Here is an 18,324-nt window from a genome sequence, read left to right as displayed (position 1 = left end):
CCATCCTCGTAGCACAATCGAGATTTCGCACGGGGTACCTCGTAGTATCGCTTACATGTTGAACCTGGAGCGCCTGCGAACCCTCGACGCCCTCGCCCGGCACGGATCGGTGAGCGGTGCCGCGGCCGGACTGCACATCACCACCTCGGCCGTCTCCCAGCAGATGGCCAAGCTGGAGCGGGAGGCCGGTCAGCGGCTCCTCGCCAAGAACGGGCGCGGGGTACGGCTCACGGACGCCGGCCGGCTGCTCGCCGAGCACGCGGCCCGCATCCTCTCCCAGGTCGAGCTGGCCCAGGCCGACCTGGAGGCGCAGCGCGGCCAGGTGGCGGGCGAGCTGCGGCTGTCGGCGTTCCCGACGGCCGCCCGCGGACTCTTCCCCGCCGCGCTGGCCGCCCTGCGTGCCGAGCACCCCGCACTGCGCATCCGCTCCTCGGAGCTGGAGCCGGAGCGCGGCATCAACGGCGTGGTGCGCGGCGACCTGGACCTGGCCGTCGTGCTCGACTGGTACAACAAGCCGATGCCGCTGCCCGACGGACTGGTCAAGGCGCCGCTCCTGGACGACCCCGCCGATGTCGCCCTGCCCGTCGGCCACCGGCTGGCCGACCGGGACGAGGTGGACCTCGCCGAGTTCGCCGAGGACGAGTGGATCACGTGGGGCGAGGGCGAGTTCTGTCACGAGTGGCTGATGTTCACGCTGCGCTCCAAGGGCATCGAGCCGATCGTCGGCCATCGCGCCGCCGAGACCCACACCCAGCTGGGGCTGGTCGCCGCGGGGCTCGGCGTGTGCATCGCACCGCTGCTCGGCCGTCATCCGATGCCCGCCGCGGTCGTCACCGTGCCGCTGAAGCAGCGGGTGCGCCGCCATGTGTACGTCGTCTGGCGCGCGGACGCCGACCGCCGCCCGTCGATCCGGGCGGCGGTGGACGCCCTGCGGGCGACGGCGCGGGAGGTGGGCGAGGAGGGCTGAACGGCGGGCGGGGCGACGACGGCGCGGGGGCGCCGGGCGGCTACACCGGTGCCAGCTTGCGGAAGTCCCAGGAGACGACCTTCTCCGGCGTCAGCCGCAGCCAGGCGTGCCGGCCGTCGTGCGGCATCTCCTGGAGGCCGAAGTTCTTGCGGGCGAACAGCGTCTCCGGGAAGTCGAGTTCGGCGCACAGCTCACCGGTGCGCGGCGACTCGCCCACGAACGCCACCCGGCCGGACAGCTCCACGCCCCGCAACTCGTCGTACTCCTCGCCGGTGTCGACGACGATCGCCACCCGCGGATCGCGCCGCAGGTCGGTCCAGCGCCGGCTGCGCACGACCGAGTACAGCCACATCGAGGCGCCGTCCCAGACGAACCAGAGCGTGCTCACGTGCGGGGCGCCGTCCGCCGAGACGGTGGCGACCCGGCAGGTGCGCTGGGTGGTGAGGAACGCCTCCAGCTCGCCGGGCGTCATCATGATCCGGCGCCCCCGGCGCTGCGTCACGGTCATCCGGCCAGCCGGATCGAGTCCCCGCTGACCGTGATCTGCACGGCGGGCAGCGGCTTGGGCGCGGGGCCGCCCTGCACGCTGCCGTCGGTGATCGAGAAGCTGCTGTTGTGGCAGGGGCAGTTGATGAGCCCGTCGGCCACGCTCTTCACGGCGCAGCCCTGGTGGGTGCAGGTGGCGGAGAACGCCTTGAAGTCGCCCGCCGCGGGCTGGGTCACCACCACCTTCTGGTCGGGGAAGACCTTGCCGCCGCCCTCGGGGATGTCGGCCGTCGCCGCGAGGGCGGCCCCGGCCCCCGCGTTCTCGCCGCCGCCCGAACCGCCGCCGCCCGCCTCCTGGGAGGGGCTGCCGGAGGGAGCGGTGCCGCTGTCGCCGGACGCGTCGTCGTCCGAGCCTGAGCAGGCGGCCAGCACGGCGGTGAGCCCGGCCGCCCCGGCCGCCGCCACGACGGTACGACGGGCCGGTCCCGCTGCGGGATGAAACGATGCGCTGGTCATGCTGGGGTCCCTTCCGGGGTGGATGCGTGATGATCTGCCGAGAGGTACGGCCCCGCGGTGCTTGTTGTTCAAGGCCGGCAGCCGTCCCTCGCCGACAAGTTGCTGGGCAACTCCGCGTGGAACTGCCCAAGTCGTACCGGGCTCCGCAATTACTTGCGTGTCCGTGCCCGTGACACCCGGATAGGCGCGCGCCGGGCCGGTGCCTAGGTTCCCTTTCGCGAGACACCGTCGCACCGATTCCGCGCCCCGGAGGCATGGACGACGCGAAAGGTGGCTTGCGTTGGCTTGTCATGCGCACGACACCCCACGGAGATGCCCATGAAACCCGTCAAGTTCGACGTCCGTGCCATACGGGGGCTGCTCGCCGCCGGTGCCACGTCCGCCCTGCTCGTAGGTGCCGCGGCCGCCAACGGAGCGGCGGCCCCCGTACCGCCCGACGACCGGGGCCACATCGTCGGGGCCGACCGCGCCGGAGCCGTCGAGGGCTCCTACATCGTCACCCTCGAGGACGACGTCGCCAGAGCCGACATACCCGCCTCGGCCAAGGCGCTGGCCGAACGCCACGGAGGCAGCCTGCAATACACGTACACCACCGCCCTGCGCGGCTTCGCGGTGAAGATGACCGAGCAGCGGGCCGAGGAACTCGCCGCCGACCCGTCGGTCGCCCGCGTCGAGGCCGACGCCGTGGCCTACGCGGTCGGCACCCAGCCCAACCCGCCCTCCTGGGGCCTGGACCGCATCGACCAGCGCGACCTGCCCGTCGACCGCTCCTACACCTACCCCGGCGGTGCCCCGGACGTCACCGCGTACGTCGTCGACACCGGAGTCCGCCTCAGCCACCGCGACTTCGGCGGCCGCGCGGCCAGCGGCTACGACTTCATCGACGACGACTCCGACGCCTCCGACTGCCAGGGCCACGGCACCCACGTGGCCGGTACCGTCGGCGGCGCCGCCCACGGCGTCGCGAAGGACGTCCGGCTGGTCAGCGTCCGGGTGCTCAACTGCCAGGGAACCTCGGGCAACACCTGGGCGCCGGTCCTCGCGGGCATCGACTGGGTCACCAAGAACGCCGACGGTCCCTCGGTGGCCAACATGAGCATCGGCGGCGGCAGAACCCAGTCCGTCAACGACGCCGTCAACGCCTCCATCGCCTCCGGCGTCACCTGGGTGGTCGCGGCCGGCAACAACAACGCCGACGCCTGCTCCTACTCGCCCTCCTCCACCCCGGCCGCCGTCACCGTCGGCGCCACCGACAGCCGTGACGCCCGCGCCAGCGGCTGGTCCAACGGACAGGGCTCCAACTACGGCTCCTGCCTGGACATCTTCGCCCCCGGCGACAACATCGTCTCCGCCTCCAACGCGGGCGACTCCGCCTCCCGCACCGACAGCGGCACCTCGATGGCCTCCCCGCACGTCGCCGGTGCCGCCGCCCTGCTGCTGTCGGCCCACCCGGACTGGTCCCCCGCCCAGGTCCGCGAACGACTGGTCGCCGACGCCACGTCCGGCAAGGTCACCGACCCCCGCAACGGGTCACCCAACCGCCTGCTGTTCACCGGCACCGGCGGCGACACCCCGCCGCCCTCCGACGGCGAGCGGTTCGAGAACACCGACGACTACCCGATCCGGGACGGGGCCACCGTCGAAGCGCCCCTCACGGTCACCGGCATCAGCGGCAACGCGCCCGCCGACCTCTCCGTCACCGTCGACATCCGCCACACCTACCGCGGCGACGTCCGGGTCGAGTTGGTCGCCCCCGACGGCGATGTCTTCCTGCTGAAGGACTACGGCGCCTACGACAGCGCGGACGACGTCCGGGGCACGGTCGCCGTCGACGCCTCCGGCGCCCCCGCGAACGGCACCTGGAAGCTCAAGGTGACCGACAACTGGGTCAACGACACCGGCTACGTCAACGCCTGGTCGCTCCAGTTCTGAGCCGCCCGCCGTCCTCACCCCCACCCCTGAAAGGACCCGACATGTCCGTGCTCAAGCGGGGAGCCGGAGCGCTCCTGGCCTCCCTCCTGCTGGCGGCCCTGCCCTTCACCGCCGAGGCGGCCGAGACGACGGCCCCCGTCCCCGGCCCGCCCGCCGCGTCGGCCGAGGCCACCGCCGCGACCGGGGGCGTCCCGCTCACCGGCGACCGGGCCGGTGCCCCGGCGACGGCGCGGCCGGCGGAGCAGCCCACGGCGAAGCAGTCCGCGGGCGTCGCGCAGGCGAGCTGGTACTACCACATCACCGCCTCCTGCCGGGGCTACGAGAACGCGATCGTCGCCGGCGCCGACTACTGGGGAGGCGGTGTCCGCACTGCCTCCAGCGGCACCCCGGTCTCCTGCACCAACGGCTACGTGACGGGCTGCGGCATATCCAACGCCGTCGGCTGCAACTGGAACTACGGCGGCCGTATCGCCCTGTCCACCATGGTGCGCGACTTCGCCCTGCTCTCCGCGCACGAGTTCGGGCACAACTGGTACGACCACAGTGCCGTCGGCTGTGCGAGCTGGAACAGCCCGTACGACGTCATGAAGACACAGATGTGCTGACGACCGCGTCGACGACCCCCGTCCGGGACCGGGCGGGGGTCACGGCCGTGGCGGGTTCACAGCCAGCCCGCGCGCTGGGCCTGCAGGGCCAGCTGGAAGCGGTTCGCGGCGCCGAGGCGGGCCATGAGGATCTGGAGACGCCGGAACAGCGTGCGCCGGCTGATGCCCAGCTCGCGGGCGGCGACCTCGTCGGTCGCGCCACCGGCCAGGAGCCGCAGCAGGCGCCGGTCGGCCGGCGGGAGCCCGGCGGGGCGGGCCGCGACACCGTGCAGCGGGACGGCGTCGCGCCAGGTCTGCTCGAAGAGCGCCGCCAGCGCGGAGAGCAGACCGCAGGGCTGCACCACCAGCATGGTGTTGTGCACGTCCGCGTCCTTGATCGACAATGACACCAGCGCGAACGCCTCGTCGATGATCAGCAGCTTGACCGGCACCGACGGCACCACCCTGGCCTGCTCACCGGCCTCGATACAGGGTTCGACGACGTTCTCGAGCTGCCCGGGCCGCTCCAGCGCCTCGCGCGCGTAGACGACGCGCTGGGTCACCCCGCGGGCCAGCGTCGCGAGCGCGTCGTCCGTGGCGCCCGCCAGGTGGACGTAGGGCGGGGACTCGAACTGCCGGATCTGCTCCCGGGCACTGGCCCAGGCGTGACGCATCCGGGGACCGACGTCCTCCCCGGTGACGACCTCGACGAGGCCGTCGTTGTAGGCGGCGAGGCGCCGACGGCGGAACGACTCGAACGCACCCCCAACGGCGATGCGCGACTCCTCCAGCTCTGCCGCCCGGTGCCGCGCGAGCACCTCCAGGCCCGCCGCGGGCGGCACCGGCGCCACGACGTCCGCGTCCCCGGCCGCGGCACTGGCCAGACCGGTGTCCGCCAGCGCGGCGTACGCGGCGGTGAGCCGGTCGCCGCTCAGGCCGGTCGCCGCGCCGATCGCCTCCAGCGGGGCGGGGGACAGCTCCAGCAGAGTCAGGTAGACCCGGCAGGCCGTGGGGTCGAGCCCCAGTACGCGGAGGGACTCGCCGAGCTTCTCGTTCGCCATGAGGCGATTATCGGCCCGACCGGTCCCGTCGTGGCCGATCAGTGCCACTGGCACCTCCGAGCCCCGGAGCCCGCCACGACGGGGTACCGTCCGGGCGGAAGAACCAGCGAAGGAAGGTGCACGACGTGGCGAACCGTCGGAAGAACAGCCTGTACCCCACGCTCTCGGCGGAGCTGTCCGCCCTGATGCGCACGGGCTGGGCGGACACGGAGCGGCACGACCTCGCGCCCGCCGAGCAGGCCCCGTACGCGGCCCTGCGCCGTACCGCCCTCTCCGCGCGGTTCCCCGGCGAACGGCTGGTGGTCCCCTCGGGCAACCTCAAGGTCCGCTCGAACGACGACACCTACCCCTTCCGGCCCTACTCCGGCTACGTGCACATGACCGGAGACCAGGCCCGGGACGGCGCCCTGGTGCTCGAACCCCGCGCGGACGGCGGCCACGACGCCTACTGCTACCAGCTGCCCAGGGACAGCCGTGACAACGACGAGTTCTGGACCGGCGCCCACGCCGAGCTGTGGACCGGCCGGCGCCGCTCGCTGGCCGAGTCGGAGCGGGTGCTCGGCCTGCCGTGCCGCGACGTGCGCACCGCGGCCGCCGACCTGGCCGCCGTCAGCGATGTGCGCACCCGGATCGTGCGAGGGGTCGACCCCGCCCTGGAGGCGGCCGTCACCACCGACGAGGAGCGCGACGCCGAGCTGGAGGACGCGCTGAGCGACCTGCGCCTGGTCAAGGACGCCTGGGAACTCGGGGAGCTGCGCAAGGCGGTGGACTCCACGGTGCGCGGCTTCACCGACGTCGTGGGCGAGCTGTCCGGGGCCGTCGCCTCGTCGGAGCGGTGGCTGGAGGGCACCTTCTTCCGCCGGGCACGCCTGGAGGGCAACGCGGTGGGCTACGGCACGATCTGCGCCGCCGGCGAGCACGCCACGATCATGCACTGGACGGACAACGACGGCCCGGTCCGCCCGGGGGACCTGCTGCTCCTGGACGCCGGTGTGGAGACCCGCTCCCTCTACACCGCCGACGTCACCCGCACCCTGCCGATCAGCGGCACCTTCACGCCGCTCCAGCGCGAGGTGTACGACGCGGTGTACGAGGCCCAGGAGGCCGGGATCGCCACGGTCAAGCCGGGCGCCGCCTACCGCGACTTCCACGAGGCCGCCCAGCGCCACCTGGCGGCGCGGCTGGTGGAGTGGGGCTTCATCGAGGGCCCCGCCGAGCGGGCGTACGAGCTGGGGCTGCAGCGCCGCTTCACCATGGCCGGCACCGGTCACATGCTGGGCCTGGACGTCCACGACTGCGCGCGGGCCCGCACGGAGGAGTACGTCGAGGGCGTGCTGGAGCCGGGCATGTGCCTGACCGTCGAACCGGGCCTGTACTTCCAGGCGGACGACCTGACCGTGCCCGAACAGTGGCGTGGCATCGGCGTCCGGATCGAGGACGACCTCGTCGTCACCGACGACGGCCACGAGAATCTGTCCGCGGGCCTGCCCCGCAGCGCCGACGAGGTCGAGGCCTGGATGGCCCGCTTCGCGGGCTGAGCGACCTCAAGGGGCACCGGCGCTCTTCTCCGTGCGCAGGAGGTCGCGGCGGGAGAGGGCGCCCGTCTTCCGTAGGGCGCGGGCGACATGCTGTTCCACCGTCCGCGGCGAGAGGTGCAGCACCACCGCGATCTCACGGTTCATCAGCCCGCGGGCCGCGAGCTCCGCCACCTCCCGCTCCCTGGGGGAGAGCCGGTCGTCGAACGCGGGACGGCCCGGGCGGCGGGCCTGAGGGGGCTGGTGGGAGCGCAGCAGGGTACGGGCCCGGGCGGCGTCGTAGACCGCGCCGAGTTCCGTGTACCGCTCGACACAGCGCCGCAACGACGCGACGGCCTCGGCCCGCCCGCCGGCCGTACCGGCGGCACCCTCCGAACGGTCCCCGGCCGTCCCGCCGGACGCACCGGAGGACTCCGCGCCACCGACTGGGCGGCCGCCGGTGAGTGCGCAGCGTGCCGCCCCCTCCGTCGTCAGGGCCCAGGCGTAGGGACGGGGCAGCTCCCGGTAGGCGGCCGCGGCCGTCCGGTACGACCCGGCCGCCTCCCGGTGGCGGCCCTCGCACTCCTCCAGCGCGGCCCGGCTCCACACGACGGCGGCCCGGGCGGACGGCGCTTCCTGCCCCTGAAGTCCCTGGACGAACTCCGCGGTCATCCGGCGGGCGGCCGCCACGTCCCCCGCCCGGGCCACCGCCTCCACCGCCCAGGGGGCCAGCTCCGCGGCCCACGCCCAGATGCCCTTCTCCGCCACGGCCGTCCAGGCCGCTGCGGCCTGGTCCGCCGCGCCCGACGGGTCGCCGCGGACCAGGGCGAGACGGATCAGCGCCCCCGCCGTGGCCGCGGCCAGCGGCATCCGCGTGCACTCCGGCGCCGGTGCCCCGAGCGCGGTCAGCCAGTGCACGGCCTCGGTCCAGTCGCCCTGGGCGAAGGCCAGCATGCCCCGCACCAGATGGGCGTCCGCCGCCACCACGGGCATGTCGGCGGTGTCGGCGACGAACCGCTCGCACCGCTCACCCAGCCCCGCCCACCGCCCGGACCACCAGTCGAGCAGCAGGCGGGTGCCCTGCGCCGTCTGCTCGGTGTACGAGGCACCGATACGGGCCGAGAGGTCGAGCCCCTCCGACAGCAGTTCCTCGCCCCACGGGTACGACCCCCGCCACAGCGCGGCGTCCGCGGCGTTGCACAGGCCCCGCGCCGCGTGCTCCCGGCAGCCGGCCGGCGGACCGTCGACGGGCAGGGCCGCCACCAGCTCACGGGCCCGCGGGTCACCGCAGGCCACGGCCAACGAGGCGTGGTTGGCGGCGACGGCGGCCCGCGCGACCTCGTTGTCACCGGCGTGGGCGAGCCCGGCGGCCCGACGCAGCCACTCCCGGTGCCCCGCCAGCGTCCCCGTCGGCCACTCCGGCATGGCCAGCGCCACCATCGCCCGGGAGGTGAGCGCCGGTCGCACCTCGCCCAGCTCCTCGACCGCCGACTCCAGCTCACGCATCCCGGCGGCGAGGTCCCCGACCTGGTTCGCCAGCATCAGGCCCAGGTCCAGCCGCAGTTGCCCCCGGACGTCCACCGGCAGACCGGGATCGCGGACGGCCTGGGTGAGCACCTCCACCGTCCGGTCCGAGCGCAGCCCGACCACCGCGCTGCGGGCCAGCAGCGGCGCCAGCCGGGCCCGGAACCGCGCCGGGACCTCCGGCACCGCCAGCGTCCGCTCCAGGAGCCCGATCGCCTCCTCGTGGTGACCCCCCGCCACCGCGGCCAGCGCGGCCTTCTCCACCGCCTTGAGCCAGCCCTTGCGCCGGCCGGCGGCCCCGCGGTGCCGGGCCACCTCCGCCCACGGCACCGGCCGGCGGCGGGCGAGCACCCGCGCCGCCCGCCCGTGCAACTCCTCACGCACCGGCCCGGGCACCCGCTCGCGTACGGCGGTCGCGGCGAGCGGCACGGAGAAGCCGTAGCGTCCCTGTGCCACCTCCGACAGTGCCGCGCGGGCCAGGGCCGCGAGCAGCGCCTCACGGCCGCGCGCCGGGTCCGTCCCCGCGACGGACAGCAGTTCGTCCCGGGCGGCCGGTTCGCCCAGCACCGCGGCCGCCCACACGACGGGCCGGTCCGCGAGGGCCAGTGCGTCCGTACGGCTGAGCACCAGTTCGGCCAGCCGCACCGGAACGCCGGCCGCGTCCACGTCGGCGGCCGTGCACCGGGAGCCCGGGTCCGCGCGCAGCGCGCCGAGCAGGTCGGTCACCACCTGCGGCACCCCGCCGGAGCACGCGTGCAGCCGGGCGACGGCCTCGGGCGTCGCCCGTTCGCCCAGAACCTCCGAGGCGGCCCGGCGCACCCGGTCCACGCTCCAGGCGCGCAGCCGGTGCCGGAAGACCGCGAGAGCGGGAGGATAGGAGACGGCCGGGGCGCCCAGCGGCAGACCACAGGCGCCCAACTCCTCGGGACGGTAGGCGACCACGGCCGCCAGCCCCTCCCACGGCCGCTCCAGGATCCCGCGCAGCCACTCCCTCTCCTCCGGTGCCGCCCGGTGCACGTCGTCCACCAGCAGAAGGGCGGGGCCCGCGCCCGTTTCCGGCCGCTCCTGCGCCGTGCCGCACCGCCACAGGACCCGCCGGGCCCCGGCCGCCTCCGGCAGGGCGCTCAGTCGGTGCAGCGCACGACTCTTGCCCAGGCCCGCCGGGCCCTCCACGAGGACGAGGACCGAGCCGCTTCCCCCGAGCGCCAGACGCAGGGGAGCCAGCCAGGGGGACCGTTGCACAGCGGCCATGTCGTCGACCATCGCTTTCCCTCGTACCGCTAGCCGCGGACGCGCCGCCCCGCCGCCGGGCGAGCGTTCTGGGCGAACGGGGCGTTCTCCTGCCCCATCCTGAGCACGCGGCTTCCCGCCGAGGCAAGGGCGGCCCCCGCGGGCTCCAGGACCCAGCGCGTGCTCCCCAGGCGTTCCGCGTCCGACGGGCGTCCCGGGGACGCCCCGGCGGGCAGCGTGACGACGGCCCAGCACCGGGGGCCCGCCGGAGTGTGCTCGGTGCCGTGCGCCGTGCAGTGGGCGCCGACGAGCGCGAGGGCCCAGCCGTCCTCGCCGTGCGGGTCGGGAGGCTCGGCCCGTACGCGGGCCGAGGGCGGGGTGCCGTCGAGCACTTCGAGCACGTCGACGATGAGCTGGTCGCCCTCCACGTCGACGCCCACCGCGAGCCGCCCGGCCGGTCCCCCGGCCGCCCGCCGTACCGCGCGGACGAGCAGCTCGCCGCAGACCACGGTGAGTGACCAGGCGGAGTCCTCGTCCAGGCCGAGGCCCCAGCCGAGCAGCGTCGTACGGACACGGCGGCGGCCCTCGCGGACGGCCGCGGGCACGGCGGGAAGGAGGAAGGACGCCGTCCGCGACGCCGTGGGACACGGATCGAAGACCGAGTTGGCCATGGCAGGCTCCTGGTGCGAAGAGCGGCGGGAAGGGGGCACACGCGCAGGCACGCGGCCGGCCGATGACGGCAACCTAGGGACCGCGGCCACCGCGCGTACATACGGGCCCGGGCGCTACGGATACGTAAGAAAAGCTCTCCGCAGGGTGTGGGTCCGGGCCGGTCTCGCCGACGGTCACCCGCGGTCACTATGCTCACTACAGGTCCGGGGGAAGCCTCCCCGCGGGACGGGCAGGGCTGAAGAGACGGGTGGCCGGCACAAGTGTTGAGAGAGGTCCTCGCGACCCGCTACATCACGCCGTTGCGTGAGGGCGGCTCGCTGCCGGGACTCGTCGAGGCCGACGACCTCGGCACGTACGTCCTGAAGTTCACCGGCGCGGGGCAGGGCCGCAAGACGCTCGTCGCCGAGGTGGTCTGCGGCGAACTCGCCCGCCGGCTGGGCTTCAGAGTGCCACGCCTGGTGACCGTCGACGTGGACCCGGTGCTCGGGCTGGGCGAGCCCGACCAGCAGGTGCAGGAACTGCTCAAGTCCAGCGGCGGCACCAACCTGGGTATGGGCTTCCTCTCCGGCGCGCTCGGCTTCGACCCGCTCGCCTTCGAGGTGAGCGCGGCGGACGCCGGACGGATCGTCTGGTTCGACGCGCTGGTCAACAACGTCGACCGCTCCTGGCGCAACCCCAACCTGCTGCGCCTGCGCGGCGAGACGTGGCTCATCGACCACGGCGCCACCATGATCTGGCACCACAACTGGCCCGGCGCCGAGGCATCCGCCGCCCGCCCCTACGACGCCACCGACCACGCCCTCGCGCGCTTCGCGCCGGACGTCCGCTCGGCCGCCGCCGCGCTCGCACCGCTGGTCACCGAGGAACTCCTCGCCGAGGTCACCGCCGAGATCCCGGACGTCTGGCTGCGGGACGAACCCGGCTTCGCCACCCCCGACGACCTGCGCCGCGCCTACGCCCGGCCGCTGCTCGCGCGGGCTGCCACGATCCACGAACGCGTCAAGGGGGTGCGGTGAGCGACCGCCACGTCTTCGAGTACGCGCTGCTGCGCGTCGTGCCGCGCGTCGAGCGCGGGGAGTGCGTCAACGCCGGCGTACTCGTCTACTGCCGTGCCAAGTCCTACGTCGGTGCCCGCACCCACCTCGACGAGGACCGGCTGCTGGCCCTGGACCCGCGGGTGGACCTGCCCGGGGTGCGCGCGGCGCTGCGCGCCGTGGAGGGCGTGTGCGCCGGAGGGGACGCGGCGGGCCAGGCGGCCGAGGACGATCCCGGCCGCCGGTTCCGCTGGCTGATCGCGCCCCGTTCGACCATCGTCCAGCCGGGCCCCGTCCACACCGGCCTCACGGCCGACCCGGCGGCCGAGACGGAACGGCTGCTCGAGTTGCTGGTGCGGTAGCGGCGGGGCCCGCCCGGACGGTCGGCACGCGCTGCCCGGGCCGTGCGTCAGACGCGTCGGCGGCGCCTGATCACATAGCCCGTCGCGAGCGCGGCGCCGGTGACGAAGCTCAGGCCGATGCCGATGTCCCAGTCGCTGGGACCGGTGCCCGAGGCGCCGCCCAGGCCGCCCTGGGTGCCGAGGGTCGGCGTCACGGCGGGGGAGGCCACGGGCGCCGGTGTGGTGACGACCGGGGCCGGGGCAGGCGCCGTGGTGGCCGGACGCGGCATGGAGGTGGCGGAGATCGTCGGGAGCTGGTCCCGGCCCGGACGGGCCGCGCCGCCCACGCCGTCGTCCGCCTCCCGGACCTCACGGATCCCGCCCTGGTCGAAAGGACCCTGGCCGGCGGAGTGGGACTGACCGGGCAGGTCCTGGTCGAGCCGGCCCTGGTTGATCCCGCCCTCGTCGGGCCGGTTCTGGCCCGGTCCGCCTCCGTCGGGGCCGTTCTCGTCCGGTCGGACCTGACCCGGCCCGCTTCCGTCGGGCAGACCTCCGTCGAGGCGCCCGTCGTCGGCTCCGCCCGGGTCGAGCCGGCCGTCGTCGGTCCGGCCCTCGTCCAGTGGGGCCTCGGCGGACGGGTCTTCGTACCCTGCGTCCGGGCACAGCGGGTCCGGGCTGCCCGGATCCTCCTCCAGCCCGATCGGTACCGCTTCCTGGTAGGTGAAGCTCCGGCAGTCCGGCTCCAGGCTCGCGGTGAGGTCCTGGGCGGGTGCGGGGTCGGCCAGCGGCACGATCGCGGCGATCGCGACTGCTATGCCTGCTGCACCGGTTCGACGGCGCATGGACGCCTCCTTTCCGGCCACGGGTGGCTCGCGCTTCGACGCTAGGGGCCGGGCGGCCGGGCGGCTCGCAGCGCTGGGCCGATCGGGCGACCGAGGGGAACGGCGCAGGGCCGGGACCAGGTAATGGATCACACCGGCCCGGTGTCCCGTTGACACCGGGTGCCAGGGCTTCTAGCGTCACGTCTGCGGAAGGTACTAAGCGGTCGCTCACCCCAGGGCGCACGCTCCGCACGGGCCGCACCCCCAGGACGAGGAGAAGCAGCGAATGTCCACCACTGAGCAGCGGGTCGCCGTAGTCACCGGAGCCGCGCGCGGCATCGGCGCCGCCACCGCCGTACGACTGGCCGCCGAGGGCCGCGCCGTCGCCGTCATCGACCTCGACGAGGCCGCCTGCAAGGACACCGTGGAGAAGATCACCGCGGCCGGCGGCAAGGCGATCGCGGTGGGCTGCGACGTCTCCGACGAGGCGCAGGTCGAGGCGGCCGTCGCGCGGATCGCCGAGGAGCTGGGCGCGCCGACGATCCTCGTCAACAACGCGGGCGTGCTGCGCGACAACCTGCTGTTCAAGATGAGCGTCTCCGACTGGGACACCGTCATGAACGTGCACCTGCGCGGCGCCTTCCTGATGACGAAGGCCTGCCAGAAGCACATGGTGGACGCCAAGTTCGGCCGCGTGGTCAACCTGTCCTCCTCCTCCGCCCTCGGCAACCGCGGCCAGGTCAACTACTCCGCCGCCAAGGCCGGTCTCCAGGGCTTCACCAAGACCCTCGCCAAGGAGCTGGGCAAGTTCGGCGTCACCGCCAACGCCGTCGCCCCGGGCTTCATCGCCACCGAGATGACGAAGGCCACCGCCGACCGCGTCGGCATGGGCTTCGACGACTTCAAGGCCGCCGCCGCCACCCAGATCCCGGTCGCACGCGTGGGCGAGCCCGACGACATCGCCAACGCCATCGCCTTCTTCACCGGCGAGGCCGCCGGCTTCGTCTCCGGCCAGGTCCTGTATGTGGCCGGCGGACCGCTCGACTAGGGAACACGGAACACGGAGCCCAGGAACGGTTGGGAACACTGACATGACTGAACTGCCCGAGCCCTCCGGCAAGGTCGCGCTCGTCACCGGCGCGAGCCGCGGCATCGGCTACGGCGTCGCCGAGGCGCTCGTCGCGCGCGGCGACCGGGTCTGCATCACCGGCCGCAACGAGGACGCGCTGAAGGAGGCCGTCGACAGGCTCGGCTCCGACCGGGTCATCGGCGTCGCCGGCAAGGCGCACGACGAGGCCCACCAGGCCGTCGCAGTCGAGCGCGTGATGGAGGCCTTCGGCCGCGTCGACTTCCTGGTCAACAACGCCGGTACGAACCCGGTGTTCGGCCCGATCGCCGACCTCGACCTGAACGTGGCGCGCAAGGTCTTCGAGACCAACGTGATCTCGGCGCTCGGCTTCGCCCAGCGCACCTGGCACGCCTGGCAGAAGGACAACGGCGGCGCGATCGTCAACATCGCCTCCGTCGCGGGCCTTTCGCCCTCGCCCTTCATCGCCGCGTACGGCGTGAGCAAGGCGGCGCTGATCAACCTCACCGCGCAACTGGCGCACGAGTTCGCGCCCAAGGTGCGGGTCAACGCGATCGCCCCGGCGGTCGTGAAGACCAAGTTCGCCGCCGCCCTGTACGAGGGGCGCGAGGAGGAGGCCGCCTCGGGCTACCCGCTGGGCCGGCTCGGCGTGCCCTCCGACATCGGGGGCGCCGCCGAGTTCCTCACCTCGGAGCAGTCCGCCTGGGTCACGGGACAGACGCTCGTCGTCGACGGCGGCATCTTCCTCAACGCCGGCGTGGCCTGATCTCGCCCACGAGGACCCGCAAGATCGATCCCGGACACGGGCGCCGTTGACGAAAACGGCGCCCGTGTCCGCGTATCGGAACCCGGTGCACGATGACAACGTAGTCATCGCCAAATGATCAAAACCCCTGTTCAGAAGGGGGTTCAGGGGGCGTGGCGCTGCGGTATGGTCTGCCGACCTTGGTACGGCGGATCGAGGAGCGTGCGCGTGTTCAACCGGAAGCGGGGCCTGCGGCGGGTCGCGGCCATCGTGTCCATATCGTCACTGGTCACCGGATGCGGCATCCTGTCCTCGGACGGTCCGGAGGACGAGGAACCGATCGTCGTCGGGACGACCAGCGCCCCCAGCACCCTCGATCCGGCCGCTTCCTGGGACGGCTCCTGGGAGCTGTTCCGGAACATCTACCAGACGCTGCTCAGTTACCCGAGCGGCGCCACCGCGCCGCAGCCCGACGCCGCCGAGCAGTGCGCGTTCGCCGACACCACGAACCGGGTGTACCGCTGCGAGCTGCGCGAGGGCCTGACCTTCTCCAACGGCGACGCCCTCGACGCCCAGGCCGTCAAGTACTCGATCGACCGGATCAAGGACATCGACGTCAACGGTGGACCGGCCGGCCTGCTCGGCAGCCTCGAACGGGTCCAGGCGCCCAGCGAACGCGAGGTCGTCTTCCACCTCAACAAGCCCGACGCCACCTTCCCGTTCGTGCTCGCCACGCCCGCCATGTCGATCGTCGCCCCCGGCGACTACCCCGCGGACGCCCTGCGGGAAGGCAGCGGCGTCGTGGGCTCGGGCCCGTACACGCTCAAGTCGTACCAGGACGGCGAACGGGCCGAACTCGTGCGCAACGACCACTACAAGGGCTTCGCCGAACGGCAGAACAAGGCCGTGACCGTCCGCTACTTCAAGGACTCCGCCGGCATGGTGAAGGCGCTGCGCGACGGAGACATCCAGGTGACCTACCGGGGCCTCGCGGCCGACGACGTCATCACCCTCCAGGGCAAGGAGGGCAAGGAGGAGGGCCTCCAGCTGGTCGAGGGCACCGGTACGGAGATCAGCTACCTCGTCTTCAACCCCGAGGACCCGTGGGCGGGGCGCAAGGAAGTGCGCCAGGCCGTCGCCCAGGTGATCGACCGGACGATGATCGCCCACAAGATCTACCAGGACACCGTCGACCCGCTGTACTCGATGGTCCCCAAGGGCCTCACCGGACACACCACGGGCTTCTTCGACGACTACGGCGACCCCAGCGTCCCCAAGGCCCGCGAGATCCTCCGGGACGCCGACATCACCGAGCCGGTCCCGCTCACCCTCTGGTACACCACCGACCGCTACGGCTCCGAGACGGCCAAGGAGTTCGAGGAGATCAAGCGGCAGCTCGACGCCTCCGGGCTGTTCAAGGTCACCCTCAAGAGCCGCCCCTGGAAGACCTACGTCACCGGATACCAGAAGGGTGAGTACCCGGTGTTCGGACGTGGCTGGTCCCCGGACTTCCCGGACGCGGAGAACTTCATCGCGCCCTTCGTCGGCGAGCAGAACGCGCTCGGCACGCCGTACCTCACCCCGGAGATCACCGGCGACCTGCTGCCGCGCTCCCGCCGGGAGAGCGACCGCGCCAACGTGGAGCGGGAGTTCGAGCAGGCGCAGCAGATCATGGTGAACGACGCGCGGCTGCTCCCGCTGTGGCAGGGCAAGCAGTACGTGGCCGCCAGCACGGACATCTCGGGCGCGGAGCAGGCACTGGACCCGTCCACGATCATGATGATGTGGCAGCTCCAACGGAAGACGAGCTGGTAGCCGCTCCCGTTGTCAGTGGTCGGCGGTAGGTTCTTGGGCAGTGGAAGCCACCGCACACGGTAAGGAAGTTGACGTGACCGACATCGCCATGCTGCCCGAGTCCTGGCGCGAGGTGCTGGGCGGCGAGCTGCAGCAGCCCTACTTCAAGGAGCTGATGGAGTTCGTCGAGGAGGAGCGGGCGAACGGCCCCGTCTACCCGCCGCGCGAGGAGGTCTTCGCCGCGCTGGAGGCCACGCCGTTCGACCGGGTGAAGGTGCTGGTCCTCGGCCAGGACCCGTACCACGGCGAGGGCCAGGGGCACGGGCTGTGCTTCTCGGTCCGGCCGGGCGTGAAGGTGCCGCCGTCCCTGCGGAACATCTACAAGGAGATGCACGCGGAGCTGGACACCCCGATCCCGGACAACGGCTATCTGATGCCGTGGGCGAAGCAGGGCGTCCTGCTGCTCAACGCGGTCCTCACGGTCCGGGCCGGTGAGGCGAACTCGCACAAGTCCCGCGGCTGGGAGCTGTTCACCGACGCGGTGATCCGCGCGGTGGCCGCCCGGACCGACCCCGCGGTCTTCGTGCTGTGGGGCAACTACGCGCAGAAGAAGCTGCCGCTGATCGACGAGGCGCGGCACGTCGTGGTCAAGGGGGCGCACCCTTCGCCGCTGTCCGCGAAGAAGTTCTTCGGCTCCCGCCCCTTCACGCAGATCGACGAGGCGGTCGCCGGGCAGGGCCACGAGCCGATCGACTGGACCATCCCGAACCTGGGCTGAGCGGGTCCGATCCCGGGCCGGTCCGTCGCGCCGACCGGCCCGCGCACGCCCCGGTGCCGCCTGACCGGGAAAGCGGACGCGTGCGGTTAGCGTCGTCGGGACAGCCGACGAGGGCACGGAGGACGCGGTGACGAAGGGACAGGAGCAGGCGGCGCCGGATGCCGTGCTGACGCGGATCGGCCAGGTCGCCATGCTGCATCACGCGGGCGACCGCGAGGAGGCCCGGCGTCGCTTCCTGGCCCTGTGGGCGGAGATCGGCGAGCACGGCGACGCCCTGCACCGCTGCACGCTGGCCCACTACCTGGCCGACACCCAGGACGACCCGCAGGAGGAACTGGCCTGGGACCTGCGGGCGTTGTCGGCCGCCGAGGAACTGACGGGGGACCTGCCTGCCGACCGGCACGAGGGCACGCCCGCCGCCCGCGCCCTCTCCCCCTCGCTCCACCTGAACCTGGCCGCCGACTACGACCGGCTCGGTCACCGCGAGGCGGCCCGGCTGCACCTGAGACAGGCCCGTGCCGCCGCGGAGACCCTCGCCCCCGGGCGATACGGAGAGGGCGTACGCGCTTCGATCGACCGGCTGGAGCTGCGCCTTGACGGCACCGGCCGGGGCGCCGACGGACCCGGCCGTCCCGATGGTCCCGAGGGGCGGGGCCGACCGCCGCGGCAGCGGCCCTAGGCCCGGCCCGGCCGGTCACCGTGGCATCGCCGGGTTCAGCGGCCGTACGCGTGCTCGCAGATGCGGGCCTCGGGGCTGTCCGGTCGCCAGCCGCCGTACTGCTTGCCGAGGGAGCACACGTCCGCCTTCGAGCCGGTGCCTTCGCCGGACCCGCCGGGCAGTTCGGGCACCCGGGGCCGAGGGGTCGCGGGCGCACGGGTGTGCTCAGGAGCCGCCGGAGCGGCGGGCCGCTGTTCGGTGGTACCGGCGGCCGGGGGGCGGTGCCGTGCGGACGGGGGCGCCGGGGCCTTCGTGCGGCGGGGTTCTCCGGTGGCCCGCTCCGGGGTGGGGGAGGGGCCGATCATCTCCAGCGCCTCCCGGGCCGGGGCCTGCACCACCCGCGGCTCGGCCGCGCCGTCCGGACGCGGCGCGGACGAGCGGGCGCCGACCGCCGACGGGTCGGCCGCGGCCGGGCCCCGGACCGTCGTACAGCCGGTCAGGGCCGACACGGCCACGGTCACGAGAAGCGTTGCGGTGGTCGTCGTTCGATGCACCCGCGCCACTCTGCTGGTTCGGGCGG

General features: G+C 73.6%; 18 protein-coding genes. 11 read left to right on the top strand and 7 right to left on the bottom strand.

The features are described from left to right. The first annotated feature begins 55 nt into the window (after positions 1 to 55). Positions 56 to 967, top strand: coding sequence for a LysR family transcriptional regulator (locus tag ACZ7MF_RS21815; RefSeq protein ID WP_356863032.1), 912 nt, complete (start codon positions 56 to 58; stop codon positions 965 to 967). Between the two features lie 40 nt (positions 968 to 1,007). Here ACZ7MF_RS21815 and ACZ7MF_RS21810 read toward each other — a convergent pair whose 3' ends face one another. Continuing rightward, positions 1,008 to 1,475: a pyridoxamine 5'-phosphate oxidase family protein gene (locus ACZ7MF_RS21810; protein ID WP_471478755.1), complete on the bottom strand. Its 468-nt coding sequence runs from the start codon at positions 1,473 to 1,475 to the stop codon at positions 1,008 to 1,010. Continuing rightward, on the bottom strand, positions 1,472 to 1,969 hold the full coding sequence (locus tag ACZ7MF_RS21805; RefSeq protein WP_109030041.1) for a Rieske (2Fe-2S) protein: 498 nt from the start codon (positions 1,967 to 1,969) through the stop codon (positions 1,472 to 1,474). Before ACZ7MF_RS21805 ends, ACZ7MF_RS21810 begins: the two co-directional genes overlap by 4 nt. 318 nt (positions 1,970 to 2,287) lie before the next feature. On the opposite strand from ACZ7MF_RS21805, the gene ACZ7MF_RS21800 reads away from it, so the two are divergent. Beyond that, positions 2,288 to 3,901 carry a S8 family peptidase gene (locus ACZ7MF_RS21800; protein ID WP_471478753.1) on the top strand — a complete coding sequence of 538 codons (1,614 nt, stop codon included), beginning with the start codon at positions 2,288 to 2,290 and terminating at the stop codon, positions 3,899 to 3,901. 41 nt (positions 3,902 to 3,942) lie between these two features. Next, positions 3,943 to 4,506, top strand: a complete 564-nt coding sequence (locus ACZ7MF_RS21795) for a hypothetical protein (RefSeq protein ID WP_471478751.1) — start codon at positions 3,943 to 3,945, stop codon at positions 4,504 to 4,506. Between the two features lie 56 nt (positions 4,507 to 4,562). Here ACZ7MF_RS21795 and ACZ7MF_RS21790 read toward each other — a convergent pair whose 3' ends face one another. Next, a complete protein-coding gene (locus tag ACZ7MF_RS21790; protein ID WP_471478749.1) occupies positions 4,563 to 5,546 on the bottom strand; it encodes a helix-turn-helix transcriptional regulator in 984 nt (327 codons plus the stop codon). 125 nt (positions 5,547 to 5,671) lie between these two features. On the opposite strand from ACZ7MF_RS21790, the gene ACZ7MF_RS21785 reads away from it, so the two are divergent. Beyond that, complete coding sequence (locus tag ACZ7MF_RS21785) at positions 5,672 to 7,084, top strand: aminopeptidase P family protein (RefSeq protein ID WP_471478747.1); 1,413 nt, start codon at positions 5,672 to 5,674, stop codon at positions 7,082 to 7,084. Between the two features lie 6 nt (positions 7,085 to 7,090). Here the strand turns inward: ACZ7MF_RS21785 and ACZ7MF_RS21780 are convergent, their stop codons facing one another. Both ACZ7MF_RS21780 and ACZ7MF_RS21775 read right to left on the bottom strand, forming a co-directional pair. After that, complete coding sequence (locus tag ACZ7MF_RS21780; RefSeq protein ID WP_471478745.1) at positions 7,091 to 9,835, bottom strand: LuxR C-terminal-related transcriptional regulator; 2,745 nt, start codon at positions 9,833 to 9,835, stop codon at positions 7,091 to 7,093. Between the two features lie 29 nt (positions 9,836 to 9,864). Further along, positions 9,865 to 10,485 (bottom strand): ATP-binding protein, encoded by a 621-nt coding sequence (locus tag ACZ7MF_RS21775; protein WP_471478743.1) that lies wholly within the window; start codon positions 10,483 to 10,485, stop codon positions 9,865 to 9,867. A 261-nt stretch (positions 10,486 to 10,746) separates the two neighbouring features. On the opposite strand from ACZ7MF_RS21775, the gene ACZ7MF_RS21770 reads away from it, so the two are divergent. Both ACZ7MF_RS21770 and ACZ7MF_RS21765 read left to right on the top strand, forming a co-directional pair. Next, positions 10,747 to 11,502, top strand: a complete 756-nt coding sequence (locus ACZ7MF_RS21770) for a HipA family kinase (protein WP_471478741.1) — start codon at positions 10,747 to 10,749, stop codon at positions 11,500 to 11,502. Next, positions 11,499 to 11,882 (top strand): DUF3037 domain-containing protein, encoded by a 384-nt coding sequence (locus ACZ7MF_RS21765; protein ID WP_356863051.1) that lies wholly within the window; start codon positions 11,499 to 11,501, stop codon positions 11,880 to 11,882. Before ACZ7MF_RS21770 ends, ACZ7MF_RS21765 begins: the two co-directional genes overlap by 4 nt. A gap of 47 nt (positions 11,883 to 11,929) precedes the next feature. Here the strand turns inward: ACZ7MF_RS21765 and ACZ7MF_RS21760 are convergent, their stop codons facing one another. After that, positions 11,930 to 12,703 carry a hypothetical protein gene (locus ACZ7MF_RS21760; RefSeq protein WP_471478738.1) on the bottom strand — a complete coding sequence of 258 codons (774 nt, stop codon included), beginning with the start codon at positions 12,701 to 12,703 and terminating at the stop codon, positions 11,930 to 11,932. Between the two features lie 265 nt (positions 12,704 to 12,968). Here ACZ7MF_RS21760 and fabG point away from each other — a divergent pair, with 265 nt between their 5' ends. From fabG to ACZ7MF_RS21735, 5 genes are all read left to right on the top strand, one after another. Next, positions 12,969 to 13,730, top strand: a complete 762-nt coding sequence (fabG, locus tag ACZ7MF_RS21755; protein ID WP_003977481.1) for a 3-oxoacyl-ACP reductase FabG — start codon at positions 12,969 to 12,971, stop codon at positions 13,728 to 13,730. A 43-nt stretch (positions 13,731 to 13,773) separates the two neighbouring features. After that, positions 13,774 to 14,535, top strand: a complete 762-nt coding sequence (locus tag ACZ7MF_RS21750; protein WP_356863055.1) for an SDR family oxidoreductase — start codon at positions 13,774 to 13,776, stop codon at positions 14,533 to 14,535. Positions 14,536 to 14,742: 207 nt separating this feature from the next. Beyond that, a complete protein-coding gene (locus ACZ7MF_RS21745) occupies positions 14,743 to 16,329 on the top strand; it encodes an ABC transporter substrate-binding protein (RefSeq protein ID WP_471478735.1) in 1,587 nt (528 codons plus the stop codon). A gap of 73 nt (positions 16,330 to 16,402) precedes the next feature. Continuing rightward, the gene (ung, locus tag ACZ7MF_RS21740) at positions 16,403 to 17,086 is read left to right on the top strand and encodes a uracil-DNA glycosylase (protein ID WP_471478733.1); all 684 of its coding nucleotides are present in this window, start codon (positions 16,403 to 16,405) and stop codon (positions 17,084 to 17,086) included. Positions 17,087 to 17,213: 127 nt separating this feature from the next. Continuing rightward, the gene (locus ACZ7MF_RS21735; protein WP_471478731.1) at positions 17,214 to 17,765 is read left to right on the top strand and encodes a hypothetical protein; all 552 of its coding nucleotides are present in this window, start codon (positions 17,214 to 17,216) and stop codon (positions 17,763 to 17,765) included. Positions 17,766 to 17,800: 35 nt separating this feature from the next. On the opposite strand, the gene ACZ7MF_RS21730 is transcribed toward ACZ7MF_RS21735, so the two are convergent. After that, the gene (locus tag ACZ7MF_RS21730) at positions 17,801 to 18,307 is read right to left on the bottom strand and encodes a hypothetical protein (protein WP_471478728.1); all 507 of its coding nucleotides are present in this window, start codon (positions 18,305 to 18,307) and stop codon (positions 17,801 to 17,803) included. Positions 18,308 to 18,324 lie beyond the last annotated feature (17 nt).

It is taken from the genome of Streptomyces sp. NPDC111628 (assembly GCF_055635195.1).
Note: the sequence above shows the minus strand (reverse complement) of the source record. Positions and strands in the feature narration are given on the sequence as shown.

What these genes read in the sequence shown, in the direction of transcription:
- fabG (WP_003977481.1), top strand. Translation starts at nt 12,969, where the DNA reads ATGTCCACCACTGAGCAGCGGGTCGCCGTAGTCACCGGAGCCGCGCGC.
- ACZ7MF_RS21790 (WP_471478749.1), bottom strand. Translation starts at nt 5,546, where the DNA reads ATGGCGAACGAGAAGCTCGGCGAGTCCCTCCGCGTACTGGGGCTCGAC.
- ACZ7MF_RS21760 (WP_471478738.1), bottom strand. Translation starts at nt 12,703, where the DNA reads ATGCGCCGTCGAACCGGTGCAGCAGGCATAGCAGTCGCGATCGCCGCG.
- ACZ7MF_RS21775 (WP_471478743.1), bottom strand. Translation starts at nt 10,485, where the DNA reads ATGGCCAACTCGGTCTTCGATCCGTGTCCCACGGCGTCGCGGACGGCG.
- ACZ7MF_RS21800 (WP_471478753.1), top strand. Translation starts at nt 2,288, where the DNA reads ATGAAACCCGTCAAGTTCGACGTCCGTGCCATACGGGGGCTGCTCGCC.
- ACZ7MF_RS21810 (WP_471478755.1), bottom strand. Translation starts at nt 1,475, where the DNA reads ATGACCGTGACGCAGCGCCGGGGGCGCCGGATCATGATGACGCCCGGC.
- ACZ7MF_RS21805 (WP_109030041.1), bottom strand. Translation starts at nt 1,969, where the DNA reads ATGACCAGCGCATCGTTTCATCCCGCAGCGGGACCGGCCCGTCGTACC.
- ACZ7MF_RS21815 (WP_356863032.1), top strand. Translation starts at nt 56, where the DNA reads ATGTTGAACCTGGAGCGCCTGCGAACCCTCGACGCCCTCGCCCGGCAC.
- ACZ7MF_RS21780 (WP_471478745.1), bottom strand. Translation starts at nt 9,835, where the DNA reads ATGGCCGCTGTGCAACGGTCCCCCTGGCTGGCTCCCCTGCGTCTGGCG.
- ACZ7MF_RS21795 (WP_471478751.1), top strand. Translation starts at nt 3,943, where the DNA reads ATGTCCGTGCTCAAGCGGGGAGCCGGAGCGCTCCTGGCCTCCCTCCTG.
- ACZ7MF_RS21750 (WP_356863055.1), top strand. Translation starts at nt 13,774, where the DNA reads ATGACTGAACTGCCCGAGCCCTCCGGCAAGGTCGCGCTCGTCACCGGC.